At 61.7% G+C, this 18,560-nt stretch carries 17 protein-coding genes; 11 read left to right on the top strand and 6 right to left on the bottom strand.

The window, feature by feature from the left end:
- The first annotated feature begins 5 nt into the window (after window positions 1-5).
- From Q4B98_RS04090 to Q4B98_RS04080, 3 genes are read left to right on the top strand one after another with little or no spacing between them, the layout of a single operon-like run.
- Entirely contained in the window at window positions 6-908 is a 903-nt protein-coding gene (locus Q4B98_RS04090) for a DUF4862 family protein (protein WP_303195807.1), read from the top strand.
- A 35-nt stretch (window positions 909-943) separates the two neighbouring features.
- Window positions 944-1,864 carry a dihydrodipicolinate synthase family protein gene (locus tag Q4B98_RS04085; protein ID WP_303196101.1) on the top strand — a complete coding sequence of 307 codons (921 nt, stop codon included), beginning with the start codon at window positions 944-946 and terminating at the stop codon, window positions 1,862-1,864.
- 25 nt (window positions 1,865-1,889) lie between these two features.
- Window positions 1,890-2,579 (top strand): N-acetylmannosamine-6-phosphate 2-epimerase, encoded by a 690-nt coding sequence (locus Q4B98_RS04080; RefSeq protein ID WP_303195794.1) that lies wholly within the window; start codon window positions 1,890-1,892, stop codon window positions 2,577-2,579.
- Window positions 2,580-2,664: 85 nt separating this feature from the next.
- Here the strand turns inward: Q4B98_RS04080 and Q4B98_RS04075 are convergent, their stop codons facing one another.
- Both Q4B98_RS04075 and Q4B98_RS04070 read right to left on the bottom strand, forming a co-directional pair.
- On the bottom strand, window positions 2,665-2,895 hold the full coding sequence (locus tag Q4B98_RS04075; RefSeq protein WP_303195792.1) for a hypothetical protein: 231 nt from the start codon (window positions 2,893-2,895) through the stop codon (window positions 2,665-2,667).
- A complete protein-coding gene (locus tag Q4B98_RS04070; RefSeq protein ID WP_303196100.1) occupies window positions 2,892-3,632 on the bottom strand; it encodes a FadR/GntR family transcriptional regulator in 741 nt (246 codons plus the stop codon). Before Q4B98_RS04070 ends, Q4B98_RS04075 begins: the two co-directional genes overlap by 4 nt.
- Window positions 3,633-3,748: 116 nt before the next feature.
- Here Q4B98_RS04070 and Q4B98_RS04065 point away from each other — a divergent pair, with 116 nt between their 5' ends.
- From Q4B98_RS04065 to purB, 4 genes are all read left to right on the top strand, one after another.
- Window positions 3,749-4,672 carry a GNAT family N-acetyltransferase gene (locus Q4B98_RS04065; protein WP_303195790.1) on the top strand — a complete coding sequence of 308 codons (924 nt, stop codon included), beginning with the start codon at window positions 3,749-3,751 and terminating at the stop codon, window positions 4,670-4,672.
- Window positions 4,673-4,809: 137 nt separating this feature from the next.
- Window positions 4,810-6,108: an adenylosuccinate synthase gene (locus Q4B98_RS04060; RefSeq protein ID WP_303195788.1), complete on the top strand. Its 1,299-nt coding sequence runs from the start codon at window positions 4,810-4,812 to the stop codon at window positions 6,106-6,108.
- A 107-nt stretch (window positions 6,109-6,215) separates the two neighbouring features.
- Window positions 6,216-7,535, top strand: a complete 1,320-nt coding sequence (gene purD, locus Q4B98_RS04055; RefSeq protein WP_303196099.1) for a phosphoribosylamine--glycine ligase — start codon at window positions 6,216-6,218, stop codon at window positions 7,533-7,535.
- Complete coding sequence (gene purB, locus Q4B98_RS04050; protein WP_303195786.1) at window positions 7,532-8,965, top strand: adenylosuccinate lyase; 1,434 nt, start codon at window positions 7,532-7,534, stop codon at window positions 8,963-8,965. The genes purD and purB overlap by 4 nt, the downstream gene beginning before the upstream one ends.
- Window positions 8,966-9,039: 74 nt before the next feature.
- Here the strand turns inward: purB and Q4B98_RS04045 are convergent, their stop codons facing one another.
- From Q4B98_RS04045 to ahpC, 3 genes are all read right to left on the bottom strand, one after another.
- A complete protein-coding gene (locus tag Q4B98_RS04045) occupies window positions 9,040-10,017 on the bottom strand; it encodes a hydrogen peroxide-inducible genes activator (protein ID WP_303195784.1) in 978 nt (325 codons plus the stop codon).
- Between the two features lie 6 nt (window positions 10,018-10,023).
- Complete coding sequence (ahpF, locus tag Q4B98_RS04040; RefSeq protein ID WP_303195782.1) at window positions 10,024-11,598, bottom strand: alkyl hydroperoxide reductase subunit F; 1,575 nt, start codon at window positions 11,596-11,598, stop codon at window positions 10,024-10,026.
- 89 nt (window positions 11,599-11,687) lie between these two features.
- Window positions 11,688-12,251: an alkyl hydroperoxide reductase subunit C gene (gene ahpC / locus Q4B98_RS04035; RefSeq protein ID WP_303195780.1), complete on the bottom strand. Its 564-nt coding sequence runs from the start codon at window positions 12,249-12,251 to the stop codon at window positions 11,688-11,690.
- A gap of 134 nt (window positions 12,252-12,385) precedes the next feature.
- On the opposite strand from ahpC, the gene Q4B98_RS04030 reads away from it, so the two are divergent.
- Window positions 12,386-13,693, top strand: coding sequence for a phosphoribosylaminoimidazolesuccinocarboxamide synthase (locus Q4B98_RS04030; protein ID WP_303195778.1), 1,308 nt, complete (start codon window positions 12,386-12,388; stop codon window positions 13,691-13,693).
- Window positions 13,694-13,695: 2 nt separating this feature from the next.
- Window positions 13,696-14,370 carry a phosphoribosylformylglycinamidine synthase subunit PurQ gene (gene purQ, locus Q4B98_RS04025; RefSeq protein ID WP_303195777.1) on the top strand — a complete coding sequence of 225 codons (675 nt, stop codon included), beginning with the start codon at window positions 13,696-13,698 and terminating at the stop codon, window positions 14,368-14,370.
- Between the two features lie 157 nt (window positions 14,371-14,527).
- On the opposite strand, the gene Q4B98_RS04020 is transcribed toward purQ, so the two are convergent.
- Entirely contained in the window at window positions 14,528-15,490 is a 963-nt protein-coding gene (locus Q4B98_RS04020) for an N-acetylglucosamine kinase (protein ID WP_303195776.1), read from the bottom strand.
- Window positions 15,491-15,502: 12 nt separating this feature from the next.
- On the opposite strand from Q4B98_RS04020, the gene Q4B98_RS04015 reads away from it, so the two are divergent.
- Together Q4B98_RS04015 and pepN are read left to right on the top strand one after the other, a co-directional pair.
- Complete coding sequence (locus tag Q4B98_RS04015) at window positions 15,503-15,835, top strand: hypothetical protein (RefSeq protein ID WP_303195774.1); 333 nt, start codon at window positions 15,503-15,505, stop codon at window positions 15,833-15,835.
- A gap of 148 nt (window positions 15,836-15,983) precedes the next feature.
- Entirely contained in the window at window positions 15,984-18,518 is a 2,535-nt protein-coding gene (pepN, locus tag Q4B98_RS04010) for an aminopeptidase N (protein ID WP_303196098.1), read from the top strand.
- Window positions 18,519-18,560 lie beyond the last annotated feature (42 nt).

The following is an 18,560-nucleotide window of genomic DNA, read 5'->3' as shown; positions in this document are numbered from 1 at the left end:
CAGGGATGAGTATTCCAACGATTGTGGGAGCCTACGCCGCTATGCCGCAGGCGGTTGCTGAGCGGGAGGCATTCTATCGCGGTTTGGCCGACACTGGGTGGGTCGACGGGATCGAGATTCCGTATCGCGATGGACTCGACGCCGACCCGCGATGGCTGGCAGACCAACTGCGCGACCGGTTCACCGACTGTGCCGTGACGGCCATTCCGGGGACGATGGGACATCTGGCTGACGATCCAGAATTTGGGCTTGCCTCGCCTGATGAGGGGGGACGCCAGCGAGCGATGGCGTGGATCGCGGGCTTGGTCGACGATGTGCGCTCCCTGCACACGATGGTCGGTCACCGGGTGGTTCGCTTCGTCGAGATCCACTCGGCACCCAGTAATCACGCCGAACCGACCGCGCTCAAGGCCTCTCTTGCTGAGCTGTCCACCGTGTTCGACGACGCTGGACTGATTCCCGTCCTCGAACACTGCGACGCTACCGGCGGAGTCGGCCCGGGGGAGAAGGAATTCCTCAGCCTCGATGACGAGATCACCGCCATTTCTGGCAGTGACGTCCGGGTGACTATCAATTGGGGGCGCAGTGTTGTCGAGTCCCATGACCCAAATCTGCCAACTCGCCACGTCGCTCGCCTTGTCGATGCCGGTCTGCTGGGCGGAGTGATGGTTTCGGGAGCCGGCCCCGCCGCCACCCAGTACGGGCCAGCCTGGGGAGACGCCCATCTGCCGCTAAAAGATGACGAGTCCACCAGCCTGCTGACGACCGAACTCGTCGGTGCCTTCATATCTGCCGCCCACGGCCAGCAGTCCTATCAAGGCATCAAGATCCAGACCCCTGCGCACGCCAGTGTTGAGCAGCGGTTGGCCACGATCACCACTATTCACGACGCCATGGTCTCTGCGTGACGTCGGCTCTGAGATAACTAGGAAAGGACAACATGATGACCACCAAATTCCACGGAGTCATTCCTCCTGTCGTCACCCCGCTGACGACCGATCGCAAACTTGACGTGCCATCGTATGAAAGGCTCATTAATCGTCTTATTGAGCAGGGTGTGAACGGCCTTTTCGTCCTCGGATCGTCCTCTGAGGTCGCTTATCTTGACGACGAATCTCGTGGGCGAGTCTTGGCTGAGGCCAAGCGGATTAACGACGGCCGAGTCCCACTGTTGGCTGGGGTTATTGACACCGAAACCCAGCGCGTCATCAGCCACATTCGCCAGGCTGAAGAGATTGGCGTTGACGCCGTCGTCGCCACCGCGCCTTTCTACGCGGTTACCGGACTGACCGAGGTCGAAAACCACTTCCGGGCGCTGCATGAGGCCACCTCGTTGCCGGTGTTTGTCTACGACATTCCGATATGCGTACACATCAAGGTCCCCGTGGACCTCATGATGAAACTGGGCCGCGAAGGGATTATCGCCGGCTGCAAGGACTCCTCTGGAGATGACGTTTCCTTCCGTCGTCTTGCCATGGCCAACCGAGCCGCCGGTTCCCCGCTGTCGCTGTTCACTGGACACGAGGTTGTCGTCGACGGCGCGTATATGTCGGGCGCTGACGGCGTCGTCCCTGGGCTGGGCAACGTCGACGCGACGAACTACGTCGCTATGTACAAGGCATACCGCAAGGGAGATTGGGAAACCGTCCGTACTGAGCAGGACAAGGCTGCCGCGCTGATGGAAATCGTGAACGCACCTCAGGGTGTCGTCGGCCCGGCTGCCGGTGTGGGTGCGTTCAAGACGGCGTTGCAGCTTCTCGGCGTCATCGAGACCAACACGATGAGCGTGCCCATGCCGACTCTGACAGGCGAAAATGTCGAGAGAGTGGCCGAGGTGCTGCGTCGTGTCGGCTTGCTGGCGTGAATCCTCGAGGTGAGGAGGACCAAAGATGAGTGAATTCACCACCAAGATCATCGCCTCCATGGCGGGAGGACTCGTGGTCTCGTGTCAGGCTTACCCGGGAGAACCCTTGCGTCACCCGGAGACCATGGCCCAGATGGCGGCCGCTGTTGAGGCTGGGGGAGCAGTCGCGGTGCGTGCCCAGGGACTCTCTGACGTTTCCGCTGTGAAGGGGCGCGTCAGTGTGCCCGTGATCGGTATCTGGAAGGAGGGTGAGGAAGGCATCTATATCACCCCGACTCTTCGTCACGCGCGGTGCGTGGCAGCTGCCGGTGCTGACGTCATTGCTCTCGATGGCACCCGCCGTAAGCGCGCTGACGGGCTGAGCCTGGCCCAGACCATTGCGGGACTCAAGGAGGAGTACGACGTCGTCGTGATGGCTGACTGCGGGTCGGTCGATGACGGTCTTGCCGCAGCTGAGGCCGGAGCTGACCTCATTGGCACGACGCTATGCGGCTACACCGGTGAGCGTCCCAAGACCGACGGGCCTGATTACGAGGTCATCGAGACTCTCGTCAAGCAGCTCGACGGCAACCGTCCCGTGATTGCCGAGGGACGTATCCATACCCCCGAGCAGGCTCGACGGGCGATAGATCTAGGTGCCCATGCCGTCGTGGTGGGAACTGCGATTACTCACCCGACCTCGATCACGGGCTGGTTCCGCGACGCTCTGAAATGATCGACGAAGGGGCGTCCTGTCGTGTTTTCAGGACGCCCCTTGTGTGATTCGTGGCGAGAATGTGATGGTGCCCGGCTGCTCCTCCTCAGGAACAATCGGGCACTGATGTCATCGAGGAGTGAACCACGGAGTCGTCAACACCGAGTGCGTCCTCGGCATCAAGGACTCGGGACTCGCCGTCGACCGAGACGCTGCCGAAGAGGCGACCGCCAGTGACCTCGACCTCGATGGAGTCGTTGATCGCCGATGCTGGACCGTCAAGCTCCAGTACCGGTACAAGGCGAGATGTAGGAGTCATTGAGATCTTCTCGATCATGCGTCGCGATTATCGCCTGCCCTGCCAAGTCGCTCCCGGATAGCACCAAAGTGATTCCACATGGCCTCACGGCTGGCCTCGGGATCGTTGCCGACAACGCAGTCAGCGATGAGGTCGTGGTCGGCACGGGTAGCAGTGACGGTGTTGGCTGGCGGCAGTCGGAGACCAGCGAGGTTGAGGGAATCCCAAAACACGTCGATGAGTTCGCGGGCCAGCTGATTCTCCACTCCGGCGTAGAGCGTTCGGTGGAATTGTCGATCCGCCGCCGTAGAGTCCTTGGGATTGTCCATTCGCGCCGCCAGGGTGTGCAGTTCGCGACCGGTTTCCTCGCTGACAAGACCGGTCACCTGGGCTACCAGCGAGCATTCCAGGAGTGCGCGAACCTCGACCATTTCCCGCAGCCCCGTGAAGTGCTTGTTCCCGGCAACATCGGTGCTGATTTGCTTGGCGCTGCGATAGACGAGTCCTGGGCGAATCGTCGACGCGGAGGCCGTCGAGAGGTAGGTGCCTAAACCGCGTCGGACCTCCAGGATTCCCAGGGCACGCAATTCGCGCACCGCTTCTCTGACGGTACCTCGGGCCATTCCAAATTGAGTCGCCAAATCTTGCTCGATCGGAATGGGATCTCCTGGGGCTAGCTCCGAGGAAAGAATCCACTCAAACATCCGTTGGGCTGCCGGGTTGAGGTTATCGGCCAGGTGGACAGCATTGTTCGGATCTGACATGGCATTAATTATCTCATGATGAGCATGATCGCGACACTGGAAACCCCCTACCTGACGAAGGTTTGCACAAGGCGGGACAATAGGAGACACAGCGACGTCAAAGACGCCGCCCGACCCAGGAGCACGACATGAGTGAACACGTTGTTTTCCGCGACATGCGTCCCGAAGACGTCAAGGTGATTACCTTCGGTGAGCCAGGTTCCTTAATTGATCGGGTTGATCGTCCCGACGTCGTTGCCCGGGTCGCCCGCTACGAGAACCGCATTGTTGGATACGCAGTTTCTTGGCTTGCGGTGGTCCACCGCACCCGTCGCTTCATCGACGTCGAGATTCATCCGGATTCTCGTGAGCGCCGGATCGGCACCCGGCTGGTGCGCCAGATCCAGCAGAGAGTGGAGCGTCCATTGGCAACGAAGGCTATTGCCGGTTCTGACGCCGAGAACTTCATCCTCTCCCTGGGTGGCGAAGTTTACGCATCCTGCCCGCCTTTCGAGCTTCCGCGTCGTCACTTCGGCCGTGCCATCGAGTCCCTCGCGAAGGTCAGCCGTGGGCCGGGCGGAGCCATTTCGGGCGCTGCGTTGGCCCCTGGTGTGCTTGAGGCGTTGTGGGAACAGATCTACGTGTGGCTGCACGATTCGTGGTCACCGGTCGATGACAGTGAGGCAGCACACGAGGCGCTGCGTCAGGAACTCGAGGACCTTGACGCTGAAGCGACCCGGGTCGCCCTCATCGACGGCCAGCCGGCAGCGGTCGCCTTTGTTTTCGTCGATGAGAACCCAACCGTGGTCGCCGAGACTGTGCAGCCTGATACTCCTGATGGTGACGCCGCCGTCGCCTCAGCGATGTCGTCGGTCATCAGCTGGGCCGATGACGCTGGCTACAAGCGGGTCAACTTCGACGGGCATCGTGAGGACCCGCACTTTGGTCCGCTGGCCTCTCGCCTGCCCCTCGAGGGGGCGAGCCTCAACCTGCTGGAGATTCCGGTCCTGCCTGCCGAAAGTGACGACCGTGGCGAAGCAGCTAGTGGTGAAGGCGGTGCGACTGTCGCCTAATGAGGCTCAAGGCGGGCAGTACTCCCCGGGTCCTGGTCGGATGCCGGTGATGTCATAGCAGCCACGTAAAATGTGCCAGGCTGCGGAGCGGCAGGTGCCCTGGCAGCCGGAGACAACCCGCACACGGGTGCGAGGAAATGGAGGAACAGATGCCTGGAATCGTCGTCATGGGTACCCAGTGGGGTGACGAGGGCAAGGGCAAGGCGACTGACCAGATGTCCGAGCGCGTTGATTACTGCGTGCGGTATTCGGGAGGCAATAACGCTGGACACACCGTCGTTGTCGGTGACGAGAAGTTCTTCATGCATCTTCTGCCCTCTGGTGTTCTCAACCCGAATTCCACTGCGGTCATCGGCAATGGTGTCGTCCTCAACCTCGACGTGCTGGCGGACGAAATCGATACGCTGCGCAGTCGCGGTATCGACATCCCGCACCCTCTTATCAGCGCCAATGCGCACCTCATCACCCCCTACCACCAGACCCTTGACAAGGTAACTGAGCGTTTCCTCGGAAAACGCCGTATCGGCACGACGGGTCGTGGTATCGGGCCGGCCTACTCCGACAAGATCAACCGGATGGGAATCCGGGTCCAGGACCTGTTCGACGAGTCGATCCTGCGTCAGAAGGTGGAGGCCTCCCTGGATCAGAAGAATCAGATTCTGGTAAAGATCTACAACCGGCGTTCCATTGATCCGGAGCGGGTTGCAGATGGTCTGCTGGCCCATGCCGAACGTATCCGTCCGTATGTTGTCGACGTTGCCCGGGTGCTCAACAAAGGCCTGGACGAGGGCAAAGTCGTACTGTTCGAGGGAGCTCAGGCCCATCACCTCGACGTCGACCACGGCACGTATCCCTACGTCACCTCGTCGAACCCGATTGCCGCAGGTGCCTGCACGGGGTCGGGTGTCGGGCCGACGCGCATTGATCGCATTGTCGGCATTGCCAAGGCCTACACCACCCGAGTCGGCGAGGGTCCCTTCCCGACCGAGCTGTTCGATGAGGACGGCGAGCGGTTGCGCAGCGAGGGTGGCGAGTACGGTGTGACGACCAAGCGCCCGCGTCGCTGCGGCTGGTTTGACGCCCTTGTGGTGCAGCAGGCCGTCATGATTAACTCGGTGACGGACTTGTTCCTGACCAAGCTCGACGTGTTGTCCGGCTGGGATCGTATCCCGGTGTGCGTGGGATACGACATTGACGGCGAGCGCACCGACATCATGCCCGTCACCCAGTCTGATCTGCACCATGCCAAGCCGGTCTATGAGTTCATGGACGGCTGGAGCGAAGACATCTCGAAGGCCCGTTCCTTCGATGAGTTGCCACGCAACTGCCAGGCTTATGTGCGGCGTCTTGAGGAACTGGTCGGTACCCGGATTTCCGGTATCGGTGTCGGCCCAGGCCGTGACCAGTCCATCATGCTCAACGACCTCATCGACTGAGATGTGACGACGCTGTGCCCCGTTCTGATCGCAAGGTCGGACGGGGCCGCGTGAGACCGACCGGGAAACGGTCGGAGGCACCCTCTACTCTTGAGGTCGTGCCCAGCATTGTTCTCGTTCTCGGATCTGGTGGTCGCGAGCACGCCCTCGCCTTGGCGTGTCAGCGTGACCCACAGGTTGCCGCCGTCCATGCCGCTCCCGGTAACCCCGGTACGGCGTCTTTCGCCACCAACCATCCCGTCGACCCATGTGACAAAGAAGCCGTCGTCGCTCTGGCGCGCGAGATAGCAGCTGATCTGGTCGTTGTCGGCCCGGAAGCCCCGCTGGTCGCCGGGGTGGCAGACGCCCTGCGTGAAGCCGGTATAGATTGCTTTGGCCCGAGTGCGCAGGCGGCTCGACTGGAAGGGTCCAAAGCCTTCGCCAAAGAAGTCATGGCCTCTGCCGGGGTTCCCACCGCCGATTCTCGCTCCTGCCGGGATCTCGATTCGGTGGCAGCAGCCCTCGACGAATTCGGAGTTCCCTACGTCGTCAAGGATGACGGCCTGGCAGGCGGCAAAGGAGTTGTCGTCACCGAAGATCGTGACGCAGCTGTGGCCCATGCCGAACACTGCCTCAACTCCGGTCACCAGGTGGTCATCGAGGAGTACCTCGACGGCCCCGAGGTGAGTCTTTTCGCAATCTGTGACGGCGAGCGCGCTCTTCCCATGCAGCCGGCTCAAGACTTCAAGCGGGTCGGAAACGGCGGAACCGGCCCTAATACCGGAGGAATGGGCGCATACACGCCTTTACCATGGGCGCCCGAGAACCTTGTCGAAACGGTGTCGAACACGGTGATTTCCCCGACGCTGGCAGCTATGCGAGATCGCGGCACCCCATTCATCGGCTTGCTGTACGTGGGATTGGCCCTGACCTCCGACGGTCCGAAGGTTGTCGAGTTCAACGTCCGCTTCGGTGACCCGGAAACTGAGCCGCTGCTCAGCATGGTGGAATCCCCGCTGGCGCACATTATGCAGGCGGCTGCCCGGGGAGATCTGTCTGGAGTCGAGGGGCTGCGATTCCGTCGCGGAGCTGCTGTTGGAGTCGTGATGGCCAGTGAGGGGTATCCGGCCTCGCCGGTGAAGGGACGCCGAGTCGTTGCTCCAGTTGACGATGAGGACGTTCTGCACGCCGGAACTCGTGTTGAAGGGGACGGGCTAGTTACCAGTGGCGGTCGTGTCCTCGTCGTGCTTGGCCATGGCGAGACGCTTGCTGGCGCGCGTACCGATGCCTACAGCAGGGTCGAGCAGCTTGAGGTGAGCGGTGGATTCCATCGCACAGACATTGCCCTGCGAGCAGCTGAGCTCGAGGCCGTCGATGAAATGACCGATGAACTCGCGCCGCAACTCGAGAACAATTCCAGCAACTCGACCGCCGGGGAGAACTCATGAGCGTTCCTAACATCCTTGCCACCCGTTATGCCTCTGCGGCGATGCGCTCCATCTGGACGCCGGAGAACAAGATTCGCGCCGAACGCAGGCTGTGGCTGGTCGTCCTCGAAGCTCAGGCAGATCTTGGGGTGAGTTTCGGGGGTGACGACCCCGAGGAGGTGTTGGCCGACTACCGGGCTGTCCTCGATGACGTCGACCTGGACTCCATTGCCGAGCGTGAAGCCGTGACCCGGCACGACGTCAAGGCGCGAATCGAGGAGTTCAACGCCCTAGCCGGTCATGAGCACATCCACAAGGGCATGACGAGCCGCGACCTTACCGAGAACATCGAACAGATGCAGGTGCTGGAGTCGCTGAAGCTGGTGCGTGACAAGATGGTCGCCACCTTGAACCAGCTCGCTCGACTGGCAGCCCAGTACTCCGATCAGCCGATCGCCGGACGATCCCACAACGTTGCCGCCCAGGTGACGACTCTGGGCAAGAGATTCGCAACCGCCATCGACGAGATGTTGGTGGCATGGGAGCACGTCAATGAGCTCATCGAGCGTTACCCGGCGCGCGGTATCAAGGGGCCTATGGGAACTTCCCAGGATATGCTCGACCTCCTTGGGGGCGATGCGTCAAAGCTTGACGACCTCGAGCGGCGGGTTGCCGATCATCTGGGCTTTAACCAGGTGTTGACGTCGACTGGTCAGATCTACCCGAGGTCCCTGGATTTCGAGGTCATCTCGGCGTTGGTGCAGGTGCTTTCGGGTCCGTCGAACTTAGCGACGTCGATTCGTCTGATGGCGGGTAATGAGCTTGTCACCGAGGGATTCAAGCCTGGCCAGGTTGGGTCCTCGGCAATGCCGCACAAGATGAATGCTCGTTCCTGTGAGCGTGTCAATGGTTTCCTCGTCGTTCTGCGCGGGTATCTGGCCATGGCCACTGGCCTTGCTGGGGTGCAGTGGAATGAGGGTGACGTCTCCTGCTCGGTGGTGCGGCGCGTCGCTTTGCCGGATTCCTTCTATGCCATTGACGGAGCTTTCGAGACCTTCCTGACGATTCTCGGCGATTTCGGGGCTTTCCCCGCAGTCATCGAGGCTGAACTTGAGCGCTACCTGCCATTCCTGACGACAACGAAGGTCTTGATGGCGTGCGTGCGGGCCGGAGTTGGTCGTGAAGACGCCCATGAGGCCATCAAGGAGCACGCGGTGGCCGTCGCCTTGGAGATGCGCGAGACCGGTCAGACGGAGAATGATCTGTTCGCTCGTCTGGCTGCTGACCCGCGTATTCCGCTGACCAAGGAGCAGCTGCGCGGTCTGGTCTCCTCCCCGCTGGACCTCACAGGTGGAGCACAGGACCAGGTTGAGGCACTGTGCGCCAAGGTTGAAGACATCGTGCGGGAATATCCGGAGGCTGCCAGCTACCTGCCTGGTCTCGTGTTGTGACGACTGGCTCATTGAGCTGGCCCCAGTGAGCCAGTTCTGCTACGGCTCGTAGCTTCAGTGCTAAGACGCGAGCGTTACGGAAGCGGCATTCGGAGGTCGGACTGTGCTCCCAGCCCGTGAGAGCACGATGTCGCCCCATCGACGCCCAGCGGTTCCACGATGTCGCCAGGCAGAGTGCGCAGGATGTTGACCAGGGCCAGAACCGATGGCCGCGTCATGGCGGTAGGCCTGCCGCACACCACGATGTCGCGGTGAGGCCGGGGTTGGGTGAATTCCCGGATGACGATACGGGGGTCCTGCGGGGTGGGGGCCGAGACTGCGCTGCGAGGCATAAGCGTTCGTCCTGCGCCCACCGAGACCAGCTCGCGAATCGTCGCGAGAGATCCTACTGACAGAGCGTCCGGTGGCCCCGGGTGCGATGGACTGCACACCTCGAGCACCTGGTCGCGTAAGCAGTGCCCTTCGGACATCAAGATCAGCCCATCGGTGGAGACCTCATGGGGATCGATCGGCCCCTTCTCGCGGGCCAACTCATCGTCGGCCCCCGTCACCAACAGAAACTCCTCCCGAAAAACCGGAATTGCCGTCAGCGTCTCGTCCTGGACAGGAGCAGCGACCACCGCGACATCGAGGTCTCCTTGATGGACGGCCTCCAGCAGCTGCGCCGTGCGTTGTTCGACGACATGGATGCTGACCCTCGGTTGGTGCTGGTCGAAGCGGGCAATAACGCGAGGCAAGAGGAACGGCCCCAGGGTCGGGAAGACACCAACCGTGAGCTGCCGGGTCGTCCGGTCGTACTCCTCGGTGGCCAATGTTCGAATGTCATCGGCCAGCGCCAGCATTTCGCGAGCAGTCTGGGTAATACGCTCGCCCACTGGAGTCATTTCGATACGCCGTCCCACCCTGACGGCCAGCGGCACGCCGAGCTCATTCTCAAGCCGGTGGATTTGAGTCGACAGGGTTGGTTGGCTGACGCCGCACGACGCCGCCGCTCGACCGAAGTGGTGTTCTTCGGCCAAGGCGACGAGGTATCTCAGATCGCGAAGATTCACGCAAACTCAGTCCTGTGCGGGGTTCTGACGAATGAGGTGGTCAAAAGCCCCGAGAGCCGCAGTCGCCCCGGCCCCCATTGAGATGATGATCTGCTTGTAGGGCTGGGTGGTGCAGTCTCCGGCCGCGAACACGCCAGGCACCGATGTCGTACCGCGCTCGTCGATGACAATCTCACCACGTTCGGTGCGCTCTACGGCACCGTCGAGCCACTCGGTGTTGGGCAACAGACCAATCTGGACGAAAACCCCAGCCAGTTCGATACTCCTGATCTCACCGCTGATGCGGTCCTCGTACTCCAGCCCGGTCACCTTGGAGCCGTCTCCCAAGATTCGCGTAGTGCGGGCCGAGGTGATGACGTCGACATTCGGCAGGGATGTGAGGGTACGCAGCAGCACGTCGTCGGCCTTGAGGACGTCGAGGAATTCAACGACGGTCACGTGGTCGACGACCCCGGCCAGGTCGATTGCCGCCTCAATGCCGGAATTTCCACCCCCGACGACGGCAACCTTCCTGCCTTTGAACAGTGGCCCGTCGCAGTGAGGGCAGTAGGTCACGCCCTTGGTGCGGTACTCCTCCTCGCCTGGTACGCCGAGGTTGCGCCAGCGTGCGCCAGTCGCGATGACGACCGAGCGGGCGCGAAGATCTCCGTCGGTCAGATGTACCGTTGTCATGCCATCGGTGGTTTCCAGGCCACTCGCATTTTGCCGCTCAACGACGTCAATGTTGTAGTCATTGACGTGGGTGCGTAGGGCGTCAGCCAGTTTGGGTCCGGTGGTGTGAGGCACCGAGATGAGGTTGTCGATGGCCTCGGTGTCGAGGACTTGGCCGCCGATTCGGGACCCAACCATGGCGGTGCGAATACCTTTGCGGGCGGCATAGATAGCAGCTGCAGCACCAGCCGGGCCAGCGCCGACAACGAGTACGTCGTAGGGATCGCGTTCGGACAAGTTCTCCTTGGCTCCCTGAGCCGCGTTGGCGTCAAGACGTTCCAAGATCTCGGCCATGTCCATACGGCCCGACCCCCAGTCTTCACCGTCCAGGTAGATGGCCGGCACCGAGGCGATTCCCTTGGCCTCCACCTCGTCGGTGTGGGTGCCGCCATCGACGGCAGTGTGGTGGATGTTCGGGTTGAGGACGGCCATCGCGTTGAGGGCCTGAACTACCGTCGGGCAGTTCTGGCAGGTCAAGGACATATAGGTGACAAAGTGGTGCTCACCCTTGACGGCGCGCACGGCGTCGATGAGAGCCGCGTCCTCCTTGACGGGGTGACCGCCAACCTGGAGCAAGGCCAGCACCAGGGAAGTGAACTCGTGTCCCATCGGCAGACCGGCGAAGCGGATGTCGATCTGGGAACCGGGGCGGGTGATGGCGAAAGAAGGAGTGCGGTCGTTGTCGACGGGTTCACCGACGCTCACCTTGTCCGACAGTGCGGCGATCTCGGCGAGTAGCTCGTTCATCTGCGATGACTTTGACGACTTCGTGGCGTCATTCCCCCGGTAGGGAGAGGGCACCAGGACGACGGGTTCGCGCACCATCTCGAGGTAGCTCTTGAGCTGAGTGGTCAGGGCGTTGTCAAGCATGATTCTCCTGAGTGGGGGATGTGGACGGGCCGGTCCGGGGACCCGTCGCAGGGACGATGACCCCTGCGACAGGTGCTCGGGTCGGAGCCTCAGATCTTGCCGACGAGATCGATCGACGGTGCGAGGGTGTCAGCCCCCTCTTCCCACTTGGCGGGGCAGACCTCGCCCGGGTGGGTGTAGATGTACTGGGCGGCCTTGACCTTGCGGACCAGCTCGGTAGCGTTGCGGCCAATTCCCTCGGCGGTCAGCTCATAGAACTGGATGACGCCGTCCGGATCGACGAGGAAGGTAGCGCGGTCGGCCTGCCCAGCGCCCACTCGCTCGACGTCGAAGTTGCGGGTCAGCTGGAGGTTCGGGTCGCCGATCATCGTGTAGTTGACCTTGCCGACGGTGTCGGAGTCGGAGTGCCAGGCCTTGTGGACGAAATGCGAGTCGGTGGACACCGAGAACACCTCGACGCCCATAGCCTGCAGCTCCTCGTAGTGGTCAGCGAGATCGCCCAGCTCGGTGGGGCAGACGAAGGTGAAGTCACCGGGGTAGAAGAAGAAGATGGCCCACTTGCCGTTGATGTCGGCGTCGGAAACCTCAATGAACTCCCCATTGCGGAAGGCGTTCGACGTGAAAGGGAGGATCTTGGTGTTGATGAGACTCATGTGAGTCCTCTCTGGTCGACGACGTGATAGTTAAACCCTATCACGGGGTGATTCACTATAGCCAATGCCTATTATCCACCTGAATCCGGCCACTCAACATCGTCGAGGGGCAACAACCGTGGCATTATGCTGCCATGGTCACTCCGCACCTCGATCTCCCGTTGCTCGCTGAGGGTAAGGTCCGTCGTCTCTATCGTCTTCCCGATCAGCCGGGCCACCTTCTCATGGTTGCTACTGACCGAATCAGCGCTTACGACCACGTTCTGACTCCGGGCGTTCCTGGCAAGGGAGCCATCCTGACGAATATGTCGCTGTGGTGGTTTGACCAGCTGGCCGACATCGTTGACAACCACCTCGTTAGTCTGGATGTCCCCGCTGAGGTTGCTGGACGAGCGATGATCGTCGAGGAGCTGGAGATGTTCCCCGTCGAATGTGTGGTGCGCGGGTATCTCACCGGCTCCGGCTGGGCGGAATACCAGCGCAATCAGGCGGTGTGCGGAATTCGACTGCCCGAGGGGCTGCAGGACGGCTCTCGGCTTGAGGACCCCATCTTCACGCCTGCCTCCAAGGCTCCCCAGGGTGAACATGACGAGAACATTGATTACCTGCACCTGGTGAAGCTTGTCGGTTCCGAGAACGCCGCGCGGCTGCGTGATCTTTCGCTGCGGATCTATCAACGCGCCGAGAAGATCGCCCGTGAGCGCGGCATTATCCTTGCTGACACCAAGTTCGAATTCGGTCGGCGTGCCGACGGCACTATCGTCCTTGCCGACGAAGTTCTCACCCCTGACTCCTCACGGTTCTGGGATGAGGAGACCTGGCAGCCAGGTAAGGGCGCTGACTCCTTTGACAAGCAATACGTCCGGGACTGGCTGACCCAGCAGTCCGGGTGGGATCGCACTAGCGACACCGAACCCCCGGCTCTGCCTCCGGAGGTCGTCGAGGCCACCAGCCGTCGCTACGAGGAAGCCTGGGCACGTCTGACCGGCGAGCAGATTCCTGAGACATTCAACGCTCCTGATACTGGGCAGGAGGTAGCTGATACCGGGCAGGAGGCAGCCGTTAGGTCCGAGGGTGATACTGCTGAGGATGTGATTTCGGCTTCCGCTGCTGACGTTCCTGGCACTGCTGACGTTCCCGACACTCCTGGCGCAGCCGGCGTTCCCGACGAGCCTGATCTCCATGGTGCCGATAGGATTGCTGGCATGTCACATGTAGTGGTGGAGGTCATGCCTAAGCCGGAGATCCTCGATCCCCAGGGCAAGGCCATCACGTCGGTGCTCGCTCGGCTTGGCCATAATGGTCTGACGGTGCGTCAGGGCAAGCGGTTCGAGATCACCGGCGAGGGTCTGGAGGACCGTCTCGACGAAATCCGCCAGGTCGCCTCCGATCTGTTGGCCAACACCGTCATTGAGTCCTTCGACGTGCGCGTGGAGGACTGACGATGGCACGTATCGGAGTCGTCACCTTCCCCGGAACCCTTGACGATCAGGATGCCGCGAGGGCGGTGCGCCTTGCCGGGGCTGAACCCGTATCGCTGTGGTACGCCTCAACCGATTTGGCCGGGGTCGACGCCGTGATTCTCCCGGGTGGTTTCTCCTACGGTGACTACCTGCGCGCCGGTGCCTTGGCTGCGGCCTCACCGGTGATGTCGTCCATCCGCCGAGCAGTGGACGCTGGGCTGCCAGTGCTCGGTATCTGCAATGGATTCCAGGTGCTCTGTGAGTCGCACTTGTTGCCCGGCACCCTGATGCGCAACGAGAAGCGACGTTTCCACTGTTCAGTACAGCAGCTGCAGGTGGCTAGCGTCGACACCGTATGGACTTGCGCCTTTCGACCCAGCCAGCGCATTCACATCGCGGCCAAGCACGGTGAGGGCAACTATGTTGCTGACGATGCAACCTTGGCGGCGTTGGAAGCTAATAAGCAGGTTGTCTTTCGTTACACCGTTAACCCGAATGGTTCGGTCCACGACATCGCTGGTATCACCAATGAGGCGGGAAATGTCGTCGGTTTAATGCCCCATCCGGAGCATTCCGTCGAGGAACTCACCGGCGCTGGTACTGACGGGCTGGGGTTCTTCCGGTCGTTGCTGGCTTTCTTGGCGGCTCAGCTGTAAGTCTCTCCAGACGGTCGGTGAGAGGCACTCGTCGGTACCTAAGCCCTCGGTCGTCACTGCGATTGCTCGTGACTCAGGTTGCTACTGTGCAAGTCGGTTGTTATTGCGCAAGCCGGTTGTGACTGCGCAAGCAGGTCGCTACTGAGCGAGACGGTCGTTATTGAGCAATGTGGATGCGGTGACTGAGCGGGGAATCTGGGCTGACGGTTGTCAGTGCTGCGGCCCCGTCGAGGCCTTCTCCCAGAGGTTTGATGATACGCGCTCCCGGCATCGCCACGGAGATCTCCTCGACAATCGCTGCATGGATGAGCTGGGACCTCATGACGCCACCTAGCAGGCCAACAGCGGGGCTGTCCGAGTCAGTCAGATGGGTCTGACGCAGGCCCGTGACGGTCGAATGGGCGAGCTCGTGAGCGGCGCGTACGCAGATACCACGAGCGACGTGATCGCCCTCCTCGGCGGCAGCGGTGACCTTGGCAGAGTAGGCGGCAATATGTGAGACCATGAGTGGGTCTGCGTGGAGTTCCAGGTAAGCAGACTCGATGTCGTCGAAGTCACCGCCAATAGTGTCACTGAGGATGGTTTGTTCGCCGCGACCGTCATGTGCTCGCATGACGGCGTCGAGGGCATGACGGCCCAGCCAGAAGGCCGATCCGGCGTCGCCAATGACGTAACCCCAGCCATCGACGCGGGCGACATTGTGGTGGCCGACGGCGAGGGTAATGACGCCGGTTCCCGATGCCGTCACCACACCGAGCTGATCGCCCAAGGCACCGAGGTAAGAGGTAACGGAGTCATGGGCCAGCAGTACCCGGGCGGCACCGTAGGGTTTGAGGGCTTCCAGGATGGAAACAGGATCTTCATCGTCGCGGGCTCCCGACGACCCAATGGCCACCGTGCAGTCGGAACCGATGACCTCAGGGTGGGCCGTCACAACGTCAGCCATGACTGTCGCAAACTGTCGGGCGAGGGGGATGGCAGTACGTACGCCGGATGAAGTGACCATCCAACCCTGGCCCCAAGGACCCGGTTCGCAGCGGACACGGGTGCTGGATTGTCCGGCATCGACGGCGAGGACGGGACCGGTGGGGGTGGAATCGCTTCGCGTGACATCACTCATGGGTCTAAGAGTATGGGGAGAACTGACGTCATGGTCATCGGGGACCGAGATCGCGTGGGAGACGAGGACGGTCAGGTAGTTCGATCAGACGCAGTGGGCATGAGTTTCGACCGGAAGGGGTTCACTCACGGTGGGCGTGCTACCGGGTGCGTCGGCGGGATTGACGGCGGGGTTGATGTCGCCCGCCGCTGGCCAGTTGCGCCACGTTTGTACACCTGCGTCGTGCAAACGTGGCGCAACTGCACAAAATTGGCGCAGCTGCCACTGGAGTGTTCGGTTTCTGGCGCAACTGCGCAAATCTGGCGCAACTACCACTGGGACGTCCAGATTTGGCGCAAGTTCTGACGCAAAGCGTGGGGTTGGGTCGTGACGAGACACCGAAACACAGGCCTGCGGATTCAGGTCGTGCTGGCGAACAGGTCAACTCCTACGGTCCGCTGTGCTCGTTACCGGCGCATTGCCCATTCCACCAACTACCCTGGAAGCCGTGAGCATGAATCTGACCCGCGAGGAAGCCCGTCACCGGTCCGAGATCATCAAGGTCGAGCGGTACCACGTCCGCATTGACGTGCGGGGAGCCGACGCTGATGGGGCTACCCACTTCGCCTCCAACACTAGGTTGCGATTCTCCTCCAAGGAGTCTGATACCTTCGTGGACCTGCTTGACGCCGACATCGAATCGGTGATCGTCAACGGTGAGGAGGTCGAACCGGAGTACGACGGCTCGCGCATTCAGCTCCACGGGCTGCGCACCCACCGCAAGAACCTCGTCATCGTCACCGCCAAACTGCCTTACCAGCACACCGGTCAGGGGTTACACAGGTTCGTTGACCCAGCCGACGGCAAGGTCTATCTCTACACCCACTTTGAGGCCGCCGATTCCCGACGTATGTACACCGTCTTTGAGCAACCTGACCTTAAAGCCAAAGTCGACTTCGACGTCGTGGCTCCAAAGGGATGGCGAGTCGTCTCCAACCAAGTCCATGAGGATTCCAGGGAGGAGGAAGACGGTATCCTGCACGACTTCGCCCTCACACCACGGATGTCGACCTACCTCACCGCCATCGCCGCTGGACCATACGTCCGATTCGAGGATGAGTGGCACTGTCGCGACGGTTCAGAGTCCGTCCAGCTAGGAATCCTCGCCCGCGCTTCGCTGGCCAAGTACGTGGACTACAAGGCGATCTTCAAGATCACCAAGCAGGGACTAGCCTTCTACCACGACGCCTTCGGCTACCCGTATCCGTGGGGCAAGTACGACCAGATCTTTGTTCCTGAGTACAACCTTGGTGCGATGGAGAATCCGGGACTGGTGACCTTCACTGAGGACTACATTCACCGTGGCCCGGCTACTCGATCCGAGCTTGCCGGGCGTGCCAACACCATCCTTCACGAGATGGCACATATGTGGTTCGGTGATCTCGTCACCCCGAAGTGGTGGGACGACCTGTGGCTAAAAGAGTCTTTCGCCGAATACATGGGCGCTCACGCTTCGGTCAACGCCACCGAATACCGCGAGGCGTGGACGAATTTCGCCGTCGGTCGCAAGGCTTGGGCCTACACTGCGGACCAGCAGTCGACCACCCACCCGATTGTCGCCGATATCGTCGACTTGGAGGCCGCACGCCAGAACTTCGACGGCATTACCTACGCCAAGGGCGCGTCTGTACTCAAACAGCTTGTTGCTCACGTCGGCGTCGACAAGTTCTTCAGCGCGGCCCGTCACTACTTCCGAGAGCTGGCCTTTTCGTCAGCCACCCTCGACGACCTCATTCGCCATCTGGAGAAGGCGTGTGGTCGGGACTTGACCTCGTGGGTGGACGCCTGGCTCAAGACCGCCGGCCCCGACGTCCTGCTGCCAGAACTCACCGCTGACGACGGTGTTGTCCAGGAACTCGCGGTGGTGCGTGATTCTGTTGACGTGCGTACCGGTCGTGACGTCAGCCGTCCCCACACCCTGCGCGTCGGTCTGTACTCCCTGCGGGGAGACGATCTGGTGCGCACCGACCTCATTGATGTGACCTTGTCCTCGCCGCGTACTCCGGTGCGCGAGGCAGTTGGAAAGCCCGTTCCGGACCTTGTCCTCATCAACGACGACGACTTCACCTACGCCAAGGTGCGTCTGGGGGCCACTGGTACTCAGACCGTGCTCGCGCACCTGTCTGGATTGTCGAACCCGCTGGCCCGCGCCCTGGTGTGGTCCATGCTGTGGAACGCTGTTCGCGACGCCAAACTCAAGGTTCAGGACTACCTCGACGCCGCCGCCTTGCACGGCCCCAAGGAGACCGAGCCGGCCATCCTCACCACTGTCTTGCAACAGCTGCGGTCGGCTGTGGAGACCTATCTGCCCGATTCCGCCCGTGACACCGCGCGTCGGACCGAGGCTGCCCGGGCTTGGCAGGGTCTTGACGGGGCTGAGCCTGGCAGCGATCTGCAGCGCATTTGGGTTCGCCACGCGCTGGCCCTCTCAGCAGCTGATCCGCAGTCGGCTGATCGAGTTCGTGACCTGCTCGACGGCAACGTCGCGGGTCTGGTCGTCGATCCTGAGCTGAGATGGCAGGCGTGGATGGCCCTGGCGGCCCTTGGTCAAGCCAGCGTCGAGGACCTGAATGCTGAGCTGGAGCGTGACCACACCAAGACCGGTGTCGCTCACCACATGGCTGCCCTGACAGCCCGCCCCGACGACGATGCTAAGCAGCAGGCGTACCGGCGCTTGCGCACTCCTGGCGAGTTGTCCAATGAGCACTGCTTGGCTCTGATCGAGGGTCTGCGCACCCCGCTGGGAACCCAGACCTTTGCCGGTCTCAATGGCTCCTACTTTGACGACCTCGAACAGATCTGGCAGGAGTTCCCGATCGAGATGGCCCAGCGTCTGGTCGTCGGGTTGTTCCCGGATGGCGATGTCGCAGAGAAGGCTGATCGGTGGTTGGCGGATCATCCGTCGGCCTCGGGTGGCTTGGCGCGGATGGTCAAGGAGCGTCGTGACGCGGCTGCTCGTGCCGAGACTGCCCGCCACTACAACAGCTGATGGAAGGTTGCTCAGTGGCGAATCGTCCGGCGTTGCGACAAC

The sequence above is a fragment of the Cutibacterium sp. genome, from assembly GCF_030525615.1.
Lineage (GTDB): Bacteria > Actinomycetota > Actinomycetes > Propionibacteriales > Propionibacteriaceae > Cutibacterium.
Note: the sequence above shows the minus strand (reverse complement) of the source record. Positions and strands in the feature narration are given on the sequence as shown.

Excerpts from the sequence above, each read along its gene's own strand:
- Q4B98_RS04090 (WP_303195807.1), top strand. The coding sequence starts at position 6 with ATGAGTATTCCAACGATTGTGGGAGCCTACGCCGCTATGCCGCAGGCG.
- Q4B98_RS04085 (WP_303196101.1), top strand. The coding sequence starts at position 944 with ATGACCACCAAATTCCACGGAGTCATTCCTCCTGTCGTCACCCCGCTG.
- Q4B98_RS04080 (WP_303195794.1), top strand. The coding sequence starts at position 1,890 with ATGAGTGAATTCACCACCAAGATCATCGCCTCCATGGCGGGAGGACTC.
- Q4B98_RS04075 (WP_303195792.1), bottom strand. The coding sequence starts at position 2,895 with ATGATCGAGAAGATCTCAATGACTCCTACATCTCGCCTTGTACCGGTA.
- Q4B98_RS04065 (WP_303195790.1), top strand. The coding sequence starts at position 3,749 with ATGAGTGAACACGTTGTTTTCCGCGACATGCGTCCCGAAGACGTCAAG.
- Q4B98_RS04060 (WP_303195788.1), top strand. The coding sequence starts at position 4,810 with ATGGAGGAACAGATGCCTGGAATCGTCGTCATGGGTACCCAGTGGGGT.
- purB (WP_303195786.1), top strand. The coding sequence starts at position 7,532 with ATGAGCGTTCCTAACATCCTTGCCACCCGTTATGCCTCTGCGGCGATG.
- ahpF (WP_303195782.1), bottom strand. The coding sequence starts at position 11,598 with ATGCTTGACAACGCCCTGACCACTCAGCTCAAGAGCTACCTCGAGATG.
- ahpC (WP_303195780.1), bottom strand. The coding sequence starts at position 12,251 with ATGAGTCTCATCAACACCAAGATCCTCCCTTTCACGTCGAACGCCTTC.
- Q4B98_RS04030 (WP_303195778.1), top strand. The coding sequence starts at position 12,386 with ATGGTCACTCCGCACCTCGATCTCCCGTTGCTCGCTGAGGGTAAGGTC.
- purQ (WP_303195777.1), top strand. The coding sequence starts at position 13,696 with ATGGCACGTATCGGAGTCGTCACCTTCCCCGGAACCCTTGACGATCAG.
- Q4B98_RS04020 (WP_303195776.1), bottom strand. The coding sequence starts at position 15,490 with ATGAGTGATGTCACGCGAAGCGATTCCACCCCCACCGGTCCCGTCCTC.
- Q4B98_RS04015 (WP_303195774.1), top strand. The coding sequence starts at position 15,503 with ATGGGGAGAACTGACGTCATGGTCATCGGGGACCGAGATCGCGTGGGA.
- pepN (WP_303196098.1), top strand. The coding sequence starts at position 15,984 with ATGAATCTGACCCGCGAGGAAGCCCGTCACCGGTCCGAGATCATCAAG.